This window comes from Bradyrhizobium sp. 186 (assembly GCF_023101685.1).
Lineage (GTDB): Bacteria > Pseudomonadota > Alphaproteobacteria > Rhizobiales > Xanthobacteraceae > Bradyrhizobium.
Genome location: NZ_CP082164.1, coordinates 6873362 through 6887112 on the forward strand (window position 1 = coordinate 6873362; position 13751 = coordinate 6887112).

The following is a 13751-nucleotide window of genomic DNA, read 5'->3' on the forward strand; positions in this document are numbered from 1 at the left end:
ATGACGGAGAAGGTCAGAATCTCAAGCCGCTTTCAACCCACGCAGCAGCAGCGCCAGCGTCGCATCGACGCGCGCCGGCAGATCGGCGTCCTTCCATTCGTCGGCATGGGCCGGATGGTGGAAGCGGACGGTGGCATCGAAGATGGCGCGGGCGGTGGTCTTGACGTCGTTCACCTCGAACACGCCCTGCTTCACACCGTCGGACAGGATCGCCGAGATCTGGTCGATCATGGTGTCCTTGTGACACCTGACGGCTGCGCAGGCCTCGCGCGCCAGCGTCAGATAGGTCTCGAACATCTCGGGGTCGTCGAGAACGCGCGAACGCTTGGCGGCGAACAGCGTGCGAAGCCAGCGGTCGAGCCGCACCGGTGCCGGGCCTTGCCCCTCGGCGATCTGGCGCAGCGGACCATCGATGCGGTCCAGCCAGCGCTTGGCGACAGCTTCGCGCAGCGAGGCCTTGCTCGGGAAATGGCGATAGACGCTGCCGTGGCTCACATCGAGCGCACGGGCAACGTCGACCACGGTGGCCTTGGCGAGGCCGTAGCGCCGCAACACATCCTCGGTGACTTCGAGGATCCGCTCCGGCGTCAAGATAACGGCTTCATTCATGCCAGCACCATGTTCCCGTTGAGGCTCAGTTGCCCGGCGTTGGAGCTGCTTCCGAAGCGCCCCTGCCGGTCGTTTCGGAAAGCTCTCGTCTTAATGAGGCAGTTTTGCAGCCTGCGCCGCGATCTGGCGCGCCACCAGTAAATTGAGCCAATGCCCAATCGTCCCGGTCAAATTGATGATTTCGGTCGTCATTGTCGTAAGTCTCCATTCGTCCACGGGCCCCTCTCTTCAATTTCGTCCCTCGATCCGCATTTGTTTCGGACGTCGGGACTTCCGGGGGTGGCCGCGGGACGCCCAATCGAAGCGTCCGAAAAGGGATATACACGTCTTGATGACAGATTTCAATATCTGTCAGTCAAAGAACCGTGACTGATAGTTAATTTCTGAGCCCGAGCGGCTTCAGACAGGAGGGCCGGTCCGGTGAACTGCCCCGCTCATCCCCCACTACCTTTGTGGGCGCTGTTTGTTTCGCCCTGCCCGCTCTGCTAAATCGCAGCGTAAAAAGCATTTTGGCTGGAGCCGCGTCCCCTGGGGCGCCCCGCCCAACTCTTGGAGCCGTCAGATGATCCCCCGCTACACCCGTCCGGAAATGGCTTCGATCTGGGAGCCGCAGACGCGGTTCAAGATCTGGTTCGAGATCGAGGCCCATGCGGCGGACGCGCTGGCCGAGCTCGGGACGATCCCGAAACAGGCAGCCAAGACGGTCTGGGACAAAGCCCGTAATGCCAGCTTCGACGTCGCCCGCATCGACGAGATCGAGCGCGAGACCAAGCACGACGTCATCGCCTTCCTGACCCACCTCGCCGAGATCGTCGGCCCCGAAGCGCGCTTCGTGCACCAGGGCATGACCTCCTCAGACGTGCTCGACACCTGCCTCAACGTCCAGCTCACCCGCGCCGCCGACCTCCTGCTCGCCGACCTCGACAAGGTGCTGGCGGCGCTAAAGAAGCGCGCTTTCGAGCACAAGATGACGCCGACGATCGGCCGCAGCCACGGCATCCATGCCGAGCCGGTGACGTTCGGCCTCAAGCTCGCCTATGCCTACGCCGAATTCTCGCGCGCCAAGGAGCGGCTGATCGCGGCGCGGAAGGAGGTCGCGACCTGCGCGATCTCCGGTGCCGTCGGCACCTTCGCGCAGATCGATCCGCGCGTCGAAGAGCATGTGGCGAAAGCGATGGGGCTCGTGCCCGAGCCGATCTCGACCCAGGTGATCCCGCGCGACCGCCACGCGATGTATTTTTCGACGCTTGGCGTGATCGCCTCCTCAGTGGAGCGTCTCGCGGTGGAGATCCGCCACATGCAGCGCACCGAGGTGCTGGAAGCCGAAGAGTTCTTCTCCGAGGGGCAGAAGGGCTCCTCCGCAATGCCGCACAAGCGCAATCCGGTGCTGTCGGAAAACCTCACCGGCCTCTCCCGCATGGTCCGCGCCTATGTGACGCCGGCGCTGGAGAACGTCGTGCTCTGGCACGAGCGCGACATCTCGCACTCCTCCGCCGAGCGCATGATGGGACCGGATGCCACCGTGACGCTCGACTTCGCACTGGTGCGCCTCGCCGGCCTGATCGACAAGCTGCTGGTCTATCCCGCCAACATGCAGAAGAATCTCGACCGCCTCGGCGGCCTCGTGCATTCGCAGCGCGTGCTGCTGGCGCTGACCCAGAAGGGCGCGAGCCGCGAGGACGCCTACAAGCTCGTGCAGCGCAACGCCATGCCGGTCTGGCGCGGTGAAGGCGACTTCCTCCAGCTCCTGAAGCAGGACGCCGAGGTGAAGAAGTATCTCAGCGATGCCGAGATCGAGGAGCAGTTCGACCTCGGCTATCACCTCAAGCACGTCGACACGATCTTCAAGCGGGTGTTCGGGGAGAGCTAACATCTTCGTCATTCCACATTGCGCGAGTGCGCAATGGGGCACGCGAAGCGTGAACCCGGAATCTCGCGCCGCAATCTCCGGATTCCGGGTTCGATGCTTCGCATCGTCCCGGAATGACAACAGAACCCTCAACAAGCGGATCCATCATGCCCATCGTCAATCGTATCGCCGCCCTCTCCGACGAAATGGCCGCCTGGCGCCATGACTTCCACGAGAACCCGGAGCTGCTCTACGAAGTCCACCGCACCGCCGGCATCGTCGCCGACAAGCTGCGCGAGTTCGGCTGCGACGAGGTGGTCACGGGCATCGGCCGCACCGGCGTGGTCGGCGTGATCCGCGGCCGCAAATCGGCTTCCGGCAAGACCATCGGCCTCCGTGCCGACATGGACGCGCTGCCGATCATGGAGACCTCCGGCGTGCCTTATGCTTCAAAGGTCCCCGGCAAGATGCACGCCTGCGGCCATGACGGCCACACCGCGATGCTGCTGGGAGCCGCAAAATATCTCGCCGAAACGCGCAATTTCGACGGCACGGCCGTGGTGATCTTCCAGCCGGCCGAGGAAGGCGGTGGCGGCGGCAAGGCGATGGTCGAGGACGGCCTGATGACGCGCTGGAACATCCAGGAGGTCTACGGCATGCACAACATGCCGGGCCTGCCCGAAGGTCATTTCGCAACCACGCCGGGCGCGATGCTCGCCTCCTCCGACAACATCCAGATCACCGTTCACGGCAAGGGCGGCCATGCCGGTGCCGGCCCGCACAAGGCGATCGACAGCGTGCTGATCGGGTCACAGATCGTCAACGCGCTGCAGTCGATCGTCGCCCGCAACGTGGATCCGCTGAAGTCGGCGGTCATCTCGATCACGCAATTCCATTCGGGCACGGCCTTCAACATCATCCCCGAGACCGCCGAACTCGGCGGCACCGTGCGCACGCTCGATCCTGAGGTCCGCGATCTCGTCGAGCGCCGCATCACTGAGGTCGCCGACAGCGTGGCGCGGGCCTATGGCGGCTCGGCCGAGACCAAGTACACCCGCATGTATCCGGTGACGATGAACCACGCGCGCGAAGCGGGCGTTGCCGCCGGTGTCGCCCGCGATATCGTCGGCGCCGATCGCGTCAACGAGAAGTTCATTCCGATGATGGGCGCCGAGGACTTTTCGTTCATGCTGGAAGCGCGCCCTGGCGCGATGATCCTGGTGGGCATGGGCGACGGCAACGAGTGCCATCACCCGGCCTACGTCTTCAACGACAACATCCTCGGCCACGGCGCGTCGTTCTGGGTGCGCTTGATCGAGACGACGATGCCGGCGGGCTGAAATCGTACGTGGGTTAGCCGAAGGCGTAACCCACCAAATTTATCCGCGGGGACAGTAAAGTGGTGGGTTACGCTACGAGGCTGGGCAAGTATCCAATGCATCTTCAATGCTGTAGAAAATTATCCGTTGTTGTACGAGGAGGCAGTCAGGAAATTCCATCAAAGTCGCCTTGGGCCCACGCGATAAGAACGATGTTCTACGACGCGGCCGCCGCAATGAATACTTGCCTAGCCTCTACGCTAACCCATCCTCACTCACTCGCTAGTTGCACACCTCGTAGGACCCACCGGCGGCAGCGTTTGAGGCGGCCCTTCCGGGGATAAGCCCGTTGACGAGCCGACATCCTTTTTGCACCGGGCGACAGCCCGCCGAGCTGCAAAAGATCTGCCCACTCGCCTCCGGCTTGGACGGCGAAGATTCGGTCGCCTTTCGCTCTGCGTCGCGCCTCCTCGAATCCTCGCGCGTTGCGACGGGCTTCTTCTCCTGAATCTTCTCGCACTCGTTATCGTCACCGACGTGATAACCGGCGCGGCACGTGATCTTCGCGCATTGATCGCCGTCGGCCTTGAAGCCGAAATTGCATACGAGAGGGCAGACCCGTCCCGGCTTCGCTTTCAGCGCATCGAGTGCGTCGACGCTCGCGAGCTTCGCGTCGAACTGGGTGCCGGCATATTTGTTGAACAACGTCAACGAGCGCTGTGCGGCCGAATTCCATTCACCGTCCACAGCCGAGGCAAGACAACCGACGCGGCGCAATTCATTCTGCATGGATTTCGCCAGATCAGCTGCCGACAAATTGGATGTCGGCGCAGGCGCGAGGGCAGCCACTTTCTGGCTCCCGACCTCGGGCATCTGCCGATCGGCTGTCTGCTTGGCGGTCTGCTCGGCTGACGCCTTCTCCGCAGCTTGTCTGGCGGCGAGCTCGACCCTGGCCTTCTCCGCCGCCTGTTTCTCGGCCTGCGCTTTAGCCGCGGCGGCCTCGGCCACCTTGCGCTGCTGCTCGGCCGCCTCAGCCCTCGCCTGCTCGATCTGCTTCTGCTTCTCCGCCGCGATCCGCGCCTCTTCGGCGGCCTTGGCCGCCGCAGCCGCCTTGTCCTGCTCTGCCTTCTGGGCCCGTTCTGCAATGAGCTTTGTCTTTTCCTGCTCCGCCGCCTTCGCCTTCTGCTCGGCCGACGCGCGCGTCTCTTCGGCGCCGATCTTGTTCAACTGGCCCTTGGCCAGGTTGGCATAGAAGCCGTCGGGATATTGCGCCAGAAACGCTTCCCAACCGTCCCGCGTGCCGAGTTGGAGCGCGAGTTCGTAGTCTCGCCTGAGTTCCGATTGGGGATTTGCCTGCGGACCGGTTGCGACCGGCTTGGCAGGAACCAGCGGCACGTCATCGCCGCCAAGCGAGCCGTACACGAAGGGTTCCTGCTTGTTCGCGGTGCTCCTCAGCACATCATCGCGCACGAAGCCGAACGCCTTGCGCAGGTCCAGACCAGGCTTGGGCAGGTGGTCCGCAAGCGCCGTGGCAAACGGGCTGTTCTTCGCATCGCCGTCCGAAGCCGTCGAGCCGGCCTTGGCCGCGAACGCGATCATCGTGTTCGGGCTGGTCGGCTCGACCTTGGCAAGGCCGCGCCCGATTGCGCGCGAGGCCACTGTGCGCTTCATCGACTTGGCAAAGGGATTGTCGCGACAGGCATCGAGAATGACCAGCCGAAGCTGTTTGGCAGGCTCGATGCTCACCAGCACGCGATCAATCGGCAACGCCTCGTCGTAGACGTCGGTGTCGGTGTCGAGAGCGGCATCGATCGGGATCAGGTAGTTGGTGCCGTCCACCTCGAGGCCATGGCCGGCGTAGTAGATGATCGCGACATCGGCATCTCGCGTCCGCGCGCCGAACTCGCGCAGCGCCTTGCGCATTTCGGGCGCGTTCAAGTCCTGCCTGACGTCAACCGTGTCGAATCCCGCCTTCTTCAACATGCCGCCGATCAAGGCCGCGTCGCTCACCGGATTGGCAAGTTTTGGCGCGCTCTTGTAGGCGGAATTGCCGATGACGAGCGCCACCCGCTTGTCGGCGAGAGCCGGGCTGCAGCCGAGGCAGCTTGCAAGAATAACAAAAATAAGAGCGCTGAGCCCGATGGTGGAAGTCCGAATGTTATGCTTCGTCATCAGTTGCAGATTTCGGCTGGTATTTTATAGCTGGGATTGGAGGGATGACTAGTCGTCCCGAGCCGGCATCCCTTGGCGATCGGCCTGCACCCGGCGCCGTTACAGATCATCTGTCCGGAGGCCTGCGACTTCGGCGCCGTGGACTCCGCATCCTTGCGGTCCTGGTCGCGCTTCCTCGAATCATCGCGCGTTGCGACGGGCTTCTTCTCCTGAATCTTCTCGCACTCGTTATCGTCACCGACGCGGTAACCGGCCCGGCACGTGATCTTCGCGCATTGATCGCCGTCGGCCTTGAAGCCGAAATTGCATACGAGCGGGCAGACCCGTCCCGGCTTCGTTTTCAGCGCATCGAGTGCGTCGACGCTGGCGAGCTTCGCGTCGAGCTGGGTGCCGGCATATTTGTTGAACAGCGTCAGCGAGCGCTGCGATGCGGCGCTCCAGTCGCCGTCGGCGGCGGCAGACAGGCAGCCGACGCGGCGCAATTCGCTCTGCACGGATTTCGCCAGATCAGTTGCCGACAAATTGGATGTCGGCGCAGGCGCGAGGGCAGCCACTTTTTGGCTCCCGGCCTCGGGTATCTGCCGATCGGCTGCCTGCTTGGCGGTCTGCTCGACTGACGCCTTCTCCGCAGCTTGTCTCGCGGCAAGCTCGACCCTGGCCTTCTCCGCCGCCTGTTTCTCGGCCTGCGCTTTTGCGGCGGCGGCCTCGGCCACCTTGCGCTGCTGCTCGGCCGCCTCAGTCCTCGCCTGCTCGATCTGCTTCTGCTTCTCCGCCGCGATCCGCGCCTCTTCGGCGGCCTTGGCCGCCGCAGCCGCCTTGTCCTGCTCGGCCTTCTGGGCGCGTTCGGCAATAAGCCTTGCCTTCTGCTGCTCGGCCGCATTCGCCTTCTGCTCGGCCGACGCGCGCGTCTCTTCAGCGGCGATCTTGTTCAATTGGCCCTTGGCCAGGTTGGCGTAGAAGCCGTCGGGATATTGCGCCAGAAACGCTTCCCAGCCGTCGCGCGTCGCGAGCTGGAGCGCGAGCTCGTAATCCCTGCGAATGGCATCTTGCGGATTGGCCTGCGGCCCTGTCGCGGCTGGCTTTGCCGGCACCAGGGCCACGTCATCGCCGCCCAGCGAGCCGTAGACGAACGGCTCCTGCTTGTAGCCGGTGTTCTTCAGCACGTCGTCGCGCACGAAGCCGAAGGCCTTGCGCAGGTCGAGGCCGGGCTTCGGCAGATGTTCGACCAGCGCGGTCGCGAACGGACTGTTCCTGGCATCGCCATCGGACGCCGTCGATCCCGCCTTCGCCGCGAAGGCAATCATGGTGTTGGGGCTGGTCGGCTCGACCTTGGCGAGCCCGCGCCCGATCGCGCGCGAGGCCAACGTGCGCTTCATGGTCTTGGAAAACGGATTGTCGCGGCAGGCGTCCAGGATGATCAGGCGCAGCTGCTTGGCAGGCTCCACCGCGAACAGCGCGCGTTCCACCGGAATGGTCTCGTCGAGCACGTCGCCATCCGTCTCCAGCGTCGCGTCGGTCGGAATGAGATAGTTGGTGCCTTCGAGCTCGATGCCGTGGCCGGCGTAGTAGATGACCGCCACATCGGCGTCACGCGTCCTGCCGGCAAACTCGCGCAACATGCGCCGCATCTCACTGGCACTGAGATCCAGCCTGACGTCCACGGAATCGAAACCGGCCTTCTTGAACATGCCGCCGACCAGGGTGGCATCGTTCACCGGATTGCCGAGCTTGGGCGCGCTCTTGTAGGCGGAATTGCCGATCACGAGCGCGACCCGCCGATCGGCATGTGCCGGTCCGCAGGAAAAGCCAATGGCAAAAATCAACAAAACAAATAGCCGAAACGGAATCACTTGCGTCCCCCCGGATGCAATTCCACGAGACTATTCGGACCATCGCCCAATTGCCAATTCTTCCGATGTGATGTCTGTCACATAAGCGGCTTGGACGGCTTTATTTTCAGTGCGGCGAAGCGTCACCCCTCAGTCGAGATGAGCCCAAGGCCTGAGGCTCTTTAGTTAGGTTGCCTACATGTGCACCACTTCGTGCCGCATCACGAATGGCACAAGCAGCGTGTGCACCTCATCCGCTACCACCTCGCGTTGGTCCACCGGCAGGTTCGCAAGCGTCACGGTGGCAATCGAGCCGTGGCTGCCATGGGCGCCGATCTTGACCTTGCAATCGATGCGGCGCTCGGCGAGCGGCGCGGGTATCGCTGAGTTCGTCGTCATTGGGCCGCGGAGCGTAGACCCGCTGGCTCACCCGCCCTCATCAGGCGAGATGTGGTCTGATCTGACGCGAGAGGCAGGGTGAACTGGAAGACGGCACCCCGAGGCTCGTTTGCGCCGGCCCACATTTGCCCACCATGCGCCTCGATGATCGAGCGGCAGATGGCGAGGCCCATCCCCATGCCTGTGGGCTTGGTGGTGTAGAAGGCTTCGAACAGGCGCTCTACATTCTTATCCAGTCCCGGACCGGAATCCCGCAAAGTGACGTGCACGCCGTTCGATGCATCCCGACCGGTGCTGATCAGCAACTCGCGTCCCCCCTCGCCGACCGCGGCCATTGCCTCGACCGCGTTGACAATCAGGTTGAGCATCACTTGCTGAAGTTGAACCCGATCTGCCTGAACGGGCGGCAAGCCTTCGGCGAGTTGCGTTCGCACCGAGACGCCGTTCTTGAACGCTTCGCTACGGGTCAGAGCGATGACGTCAAGCACCGCCTGATTGATCTCCAGATTCTCCTTTTGCGGGGGAGCATTCCTGATGAGCGCCCGGATCCGACCGATGATATCGCCGGCTCGCATGCCGTCACTGGTGATCCAGTCGAACGACTGTCGAACCCGCTCCAGATTTGGCGGTTGAGCCTCCAGCCAATTCAACCCGGCCTCGGCGTTCGCCACTATCGCGGCGATCGGCTGGTTGACTTCATGGGCAATCGAAGCGGTTAGTTGCCCCATCGTGGTGACGCGATTTGCGTGCGCGAGTTCCATCAGGGCTTCACGGTAGCGCCGCTCGTGTTCGCGGGATTCGGCTTCCGCCCGCTTGAGAGCCGTCAGATCAAGGACAAAGCCGACGCCTTTATCCGCACCTTCTCCAAACATGGTCCCGCCGATCAGTACGGGCACACGGCTTCCGTCCTTCCGCACATACTCCTTCTCGAATGGTTGGGCCGTCCCGACCCGCTTCAATTCCGCCACGGTATGCAAGTCGCGGTCGCGCCATTCCGGCGGCGTGAGGTCGGTCCGATGCAGGCGCCCTGAGGTGAGATCTTCCCGGTCGTATCCCACGATGCGCAGGAATGCATCGTTGGCCTCGAGAATGCGCCCCTCGACTTCCCAGATGATGATGCCGATGATGTTGGCATCGAACAGGCGCCTGATCTTGATATCTCGTGCTGCAAGATCACTGTGGAGCTGGATGTTCTCCTCGGTCGCCTTTCTCCGCTGTTTCGCTTCGAGCCGCGCGAGCGCCAGCGCCGCTCCGGCCAGCGCGACGACGAGGACAACGGCGCCGGCGATCAGCCAGGTCCAGCGTTGCTCGAATGCTTCGGCGTGCGCCTCCCGGCCGGCGAGCCGAAAGCGCTCGTGATCCACCATCTGGTCGATTTGCGAGCGGATCTCGTCCATGCTGCGGATCATTGCCAGCGCGGCCAGCCCGGACGAGCCGGCCGTCTTCAGCAGCTCGTCGATCTCGCGCAGCGTTGCTGCAACGGTCAGTGCCAGATGTCCGGCCCGAAGGCCCTGCAACGGATCGTCCGCGACCAGCGTCTGCAGCGCCTGAGCCTCCCGCCGTACACTTTCGTCAGAGACGCCGTAGGCCTTGAGATAGGCGGGGTCGAGGGTCATGAGAAACCCGCGCCTTTCGGTCTCCAGTTCCGCGACGATCGCCCGCAGCCGATCGAGCGTTTCGAGTACCTGGCGGCTATGCTCGGTGAAGTGATGAGCTGCTTGCCGCTCCTGCCAATATTGCAGGCCGAGGAAGCTGGTCGCGGCAAACAGGGTCACAAGCACTGCGACCGCAAGGATCAGCGGACGAGCAAACCATCGCAAAGACAGGGCCGGAGCAGGGGCTGACATTTGCCTAGGGTCATGCTCGCGTGACCGGCGCGTCTTCTGGTGCCAAGGCCAGAGCATTGCTAGGATGATAGCATGGATAGGCCCGCATGGGTGAGCCGGGAACCTGACTAGGTTACATCGGCTTCGGACCCCGTAAGTCGTCTGGCGAGGGCCACGATGTCGCAGGGGGCGGCCCCGCTCACGTGTCGTGAATGACTGCCTTGGTGAAGGAGCATTAGCATGGCGCAGGGTGAAAACTCACTGAACCGTCAAATGCCGGCCAGCCGGCGCAGCTTCGTCAAGGGATTGGGCGCGGCGGGGGCGGTGCTGCCGGCCCTTAGCGTGCTGCCGCGGTGGAGTTTTGCCCAGGATGCCGCCGCGATCCACGCCAACGCCGCGATCGATTGGAAGCAATTTGCGGGACAGACGATCGCGCTTTCGGGCGCGATCCATCCGTGGTCGAATGCGATCACGCCGCTGTTGCCGGAGTTCACCATACTCACCGGCATCAAAGTCACCATCGATTTCCAACTGGAAACCACGTACCTCGGCGCGCTGCCGATCAGGCTCGCGCGCGGCAGCAGCACGCCCGACGTCTTCATGTTCACGACCTATGGCCAGGGCATCTCGAACGGATGGCTGGAGCCACTGAACGGCTATTATTCCAACAAGTCGCTGACCGACCCCGCCTGGTATGACGAGAGCGACCTGCTCAAGACGGCCCGAGCCTTCCCGGTGTGGTCGGACGGCGAACGGTACGCCTCCCCGATTACCTCCGAGGCAATGACCCTGTTCATCAACAGGGATGCGCTGGCAGCCAAGGACCAGCCGCTTCCCCAGACTTTCGAAGAGCTGCTTGTCACCGCCAAGGCGGTCAAGACCAACGGGATGTCGGGGATCGCCATGCGGGCTCAGGCCGGCGGCAATTCCTCTCCACCGGCCATGGGCTTCGTATTCTCCTACGGTGGGGCCATGGTCGAGCACAACAGGGTCGCTTTCGCGAGCCCGGAGGCGATCGCGGCCGTCGAGATGTACGGGCAGCTGCTCAGTCAGGCCGGGCCTGCCGGCGTCGGCAGCTATGAATGGTACAACGTGCTGGACGACTTCCTGCAGGGGCGGACGGCCATGGCAATCGACAGCAGCAACTTCGCTACCGACATCTCCAATCCAGCGAAAAGCCGTGTCGCCAAGCAGGCTGGGTTTGCCACCTTTCCGCATCTCGCCGGTCGCGGACCCGTCCCCTTCATGTCGCACTGGCAGGCGTGCATCAATTCCAAATCTCGAAACAAGCGGGCGGCTTTCCTGTTCCTGCTCTGGGCGACGAGCAAGGCGACCTCGCTGCGGACTGCTGCAGCGGGGCTGGCGACGACACGCGTGTCGGCCTGGTCGAGCGAGGGCTTCAAGAAGGCGTTCGGCTCGCAAGCCGCCGAGGCGGCGCTGACCAACTTGCAGAATGCCGATGTCGACCGTGCCAAGGCAATCCTTTTCCATCCGCAATCGAGACCGATCCTCGACGCCTTCATGATCGGCGTCAATGAAGTGGTCAACGGTGCGAAATCGGCGAAGGATGCGATGACGGGCGCAGCCGAAAGGGCCAATGCGGCGATCCGCGGGTAGCGGCGATGCGTTGTCCAATCGGAAGAGTTGGGGCCGCGCCGTGAGCGGCCCCATTGGGCTTATCCAGTTAGCCGAAAACCACCTCGTGCCGCATCACGAACGGCGCGAGCAGCGTGTGCACCTCACCGGCCACCACCTCGCGTTGGTCCGCTGGCAGGTTCGCAAGCGTCACGGTGGCAATCGAGCCGTGACTGCCATGGGCGCCGACCTTGACCTTGCAGTCGATGCCGCGCTCGGCGAGCGGTGTCAGCACCTTCGTGAAAACGCGCTGGGCGGCATCCCAGCGCAGCTGCGGCTTGAACACCTTGCCGACGCCGGTCACCGGCATCGGATCGATCGGAATGACCTGCACGGGAACGGCGGCACGCTCCGGCGTGCGCTCGCGCACCCACGCCTCCAGCTCGCCCGGCTCGACCTTGGCGCCCGGCTTCAACTGCACGTAACCGATAGGCAATTCGCCGGCATAGGCGTCGGGCTGGCCGACCACGGCAGCGAAGCCGACGGCGGGATGGCGAAACATGATCTCCTCGATCGGCGCCGGATCGATGTTGTGGCCGCCCCGGATCACGAGATCCTTGGCGCGGCCGGTGATCCAGAGATAGCCGTCGGCGTCAAGCCGGCCGAGATCGCCGGAATTGACCCAGACCTCGTCAACGAAGGCGCCCTCGTTGTGGGCGTCATTGAGATAGCCGCCGAACACGCCGGGCCCCGCCATGATCACGACACCGATTTCGTCAGGCGCGCAGGCGCGGATCAAGCGGCCATCGGCATCGAGCTGGACGATGCGGACCCGCGCGTAAGGCATCGGCAGGCCGACCGAGCCGAGCCGGATCGGCCGCGACGGATAGGCGAGCGTGTGGACGCTCGAGGTCTCGGTCATGCCGTAGACCTCGACCACCGGCAGCTTAAGCTTGTCCTGGATCGCGGAGCCGACGGCGACCGGGATCGCCGAGCCGCCGCCGGCGGCATATTTCAGGCTGGAGATGTCGGCATTGCCCGGCGGTACCGCCAGCGCTGCGGCGAGCACGGTCGGCACGCTCGACAACGCCTCCGGCTTGAAGCGCTCGACCAGCCCCCAGATGTTCTTTACAGAGTTCGGATTGCGCCAGCCGCTCGGCGACAGCACGACCAGCGAGCCGCCGCTCGACAACGTCGTCAGCACCTGGGTCAGCGATCCCCCGACGTGAAACAGCGGCATGCCGAACAGCATGTTCGCGCCGGGCTTGGACTTCAGCAGCAGGTTGAGCGCCCAAGCCTGATAGACTTGGTTGGCATGGCTGTGCCGCACCAGCTTTGGCGTGCCGGTGGTGCCGCCGGTGTGGAAATAGGCGGCGATGTCGCTGCCAAGAATCTTGCGGCCGCTGACGAGCCGGTCGGACGGCTGCTGCTTGATCAAGTCGCTGAAGGCAAAGATTCCCTTCGCCGGATCGCCACCGCCGAACACCTGCACGATCGCCTTGAGGTGCTTGAGCTGCGGGCGGATCTGCTCGACCTTCTGCCAGATGTCGGTCCCCGGCATCGGCCCGAGCGCCACCAGGATTTTGGTATTTGCAGCTTCCAAAATCTCCGCGATCTGGTGCGGCTCCAGCAACGGATTGACGGGATTGGCGATGCCGGCGGCCTCTGCGCCGAAAAGGGTCACAAAGGCATCGGGCACCAGCGGCAGCATGAAGCTGATGACATCGTCCTTTTCCGCGCCAAGCGCGTGAAACATGTTGGCGGCCTGCGTGACCCGCGCGATGAAGTCGCGGTACGTCACCACGACGGGCGTGTCGGCCGGATCGGCGTTTTGCAGGAATTGGATCGCGGCCCCGTCGGGATTGCGCGCCGCACCGAGCCTGATGGCGTCATAGGTGCTCTCGGCTGCGACGCGCTCGGCGTACGGGACCCGCTCGAAGGCCCGGACTTCCCCGTCCGTCGCCAGGTCCGGGTAGTCGTTACCGATGAGCCGATCGAGCGCGTGGATGCCCGCCATGGAATTCCGTCCTCCCTCATGTTCATTTCCGCGCCCCTTTGTCTTTGACATTTTGGTTCGGGCGAGGCCCTGACCGATTGCCGGTCGAGCGCGGACAGAATGATGGATGATTGGGCGTTCGTCCATCGCCGGATGCGATCGGCCATTTGCGTTAAG

The 13751-nt window shown here is 63.7% G+C and carries 8 protein-coding genes and 2 pseudogenes; 3 read left to right on the forward strand and 7 right to left on the reverse strand.

The features are described from left to right. Positions 1–21: 21 nt before the first annotated feature. Complete coding sequence (locus IVB18_RS33265; RefSeq protein ID WP_247984547.1) at positions 22–609, reverse strand: TetR family transcriptional regulator; 588 nt, start codon at positions 607–609, stop codon at positions 22–24. 562 nt (positions 610–1171) lie between these two features. On the opposite strand from IVB18_RS33265, the gene purB reads away from it, so the two are divergent. Then, complete coding sequence (purB, locus tag IVB18_RS33270) at positions 1172–2479, forward strand: adenylosuccinate lyase (protein WP_247984548.1); 1308 nt, start codon at positions 1172–1174, stop codon at positions 2477–2479. 146 nt (positions 2480–2625) lie between these two features. Next, a complete protein-coding gene (locus IVB18_RS33275) occupies positions 2626–3798 on the forward strand; it encodes a M20 aminoacylase family protein (RefSeq protein WP_247984549.1) in 1173 nt (390 codons plus the stop codon). A 261-nt stretch (positions 3799–4059) separates the two neighbouring features. On the opposite strand, the gene IVB18_RS33280 is transcribed toward IVB18_RS33275, so the two are convergent. The 5 genes and pseudogenes from IVB18_RS33280 to IVB18_RS33300 form a co-directional block, all read right to left on the reverse strand. After that, positions 4060–5949 (reverse strand): caspase family protein, encoded by a 1890-nt coding sequence (locus tag IVB18_RS33280; protein ID WP_247984550.1) that lies wholly within the window; start codon positions 5947–5949, stop codon positions 4060–4062. Beyond that, positions 5949–7772, reverse strand: coding sequence for a caspase family protein (locus IVB18_RS33285; protein WP_247984551.1), 1824 nt, complete (start codon positions 7770–7772; stop codon positions 5949–5951). The genes IVB18_RS33280 and IVB18_RS33285 overlap by 1 nt, the downstream gene beginning before the upstream one ends. Positions 7773–7973: 201 nt before the next feature. Then, positions 7974–8177: a hypothetical protein gene (locus IVB18_RS33290; protein ID WP_247984552.1), complete on the reverse strand. Its 204-nt coding sequence runs from the start codon at positions 8175–8177 to the stop codon at positions 7974–7976. Further along, a pseudogene (locus IVB18_RS33295) lies at positions 8174–9433 on the reverse strand (ATP-binding protein); the annotation flags it as partial. The gene IVB18_RS33290 and the pseudogene IVB18_RS33295, both read right to left, overlap by 4 nt. 129 nt (positions 9434–9562) lie before the next feature. Continuing rightward, positions 9563–10081 (reverse strand): annotated as a pseudogene (locus IVB18_RS33300) (CHASE3 domain-containing protein); the annotation flags it as partial. A gap of 162 nt (positions 10082–10243) precedes the next feature. Here IVB18_RS33300 and IVB18_RS33305 point away from each other — a divergent pair. Beyond that, positions 10244–11620, forward strand: coding sequence for an extracellular solute-binding protein (locus tag IVB18_RS33305; protein ID WP_247984553.1), 1377 nt, complete (start codon positions 10244–10246; stop codon positions 11618–11620). Between the two features lie 67 nt (positions 11621–11687). Here the strand turns inward: IVB18_RS33305 and IVB18_RS33310 are convergent, their stop codons facing one another. Continuing rightward, complete coding sequence (locus IVB18_RS33310) at positions 11688–13595, reverse strand: acyl-CoA synthetase (RefSeq protein WP_247984554.1); 1908 nt, start codon at positions 13593–13595, stop codon at positions 11688–11690. Positions 13596–13751 lie beyond the last annotated feature (156 nt).

What these genes read in the sequence shown, in the direction of transcription:
- IVB18_RS33290 (WP_247984552.1), bottom strand. Translation starts at nt 8,177, where the DNA reads ATGACGACGAACTCAGCGATACCCGCGCCGCTCGCCGAGCGCCGCATC.
- IVB18_RS33265 (WP_247984547.1), bottom strand. Translation starts at nt 609, where the DNA reads ATGAATGAAGCCGTTATCTTGACGCCGGAGCGGATCCTCGAAGTCACC.
- IVB18_RS33275 (WP_247984549.1), top strand. Translation starts at nt 2,626, where the DNA reads ATGCCCATCGTCAATCGTATCGCCGCCCTCTCCGACGAAATGGCCGCC.
- IVB18_RS33305 (WP_247984553.1), top strand. Translation starts at nt 10,244, where the DNA reads ATGGCGCAGGGTGAAAACTCACTGAACCGTCAAATGCCGGCCAGCCGG.
- IVB18_RS33310 (WP_247984554.1), bottom strand. Translation starts at nt 13,595, where the DNA reads ATGGCGGGCATCCACGCGCTCGATCGGCTCATCGGTAACGACTACCCG.
- purB (WP_247984548.1), top strand. Translation starts at nt 1,172, where the DNA reads ATGATCCCCCGCTACACCCGTCCGGAAATGGCTTCGATCTGGGAGCCG.
- IVB18_RS33280 (WP_247984550.1), bottom strand. Translation starts at nt 5,949, where the DNA reads ATGACGAAGCATAACATTCGGACTTCCACCATCGGGCTCAGCGCTCTT.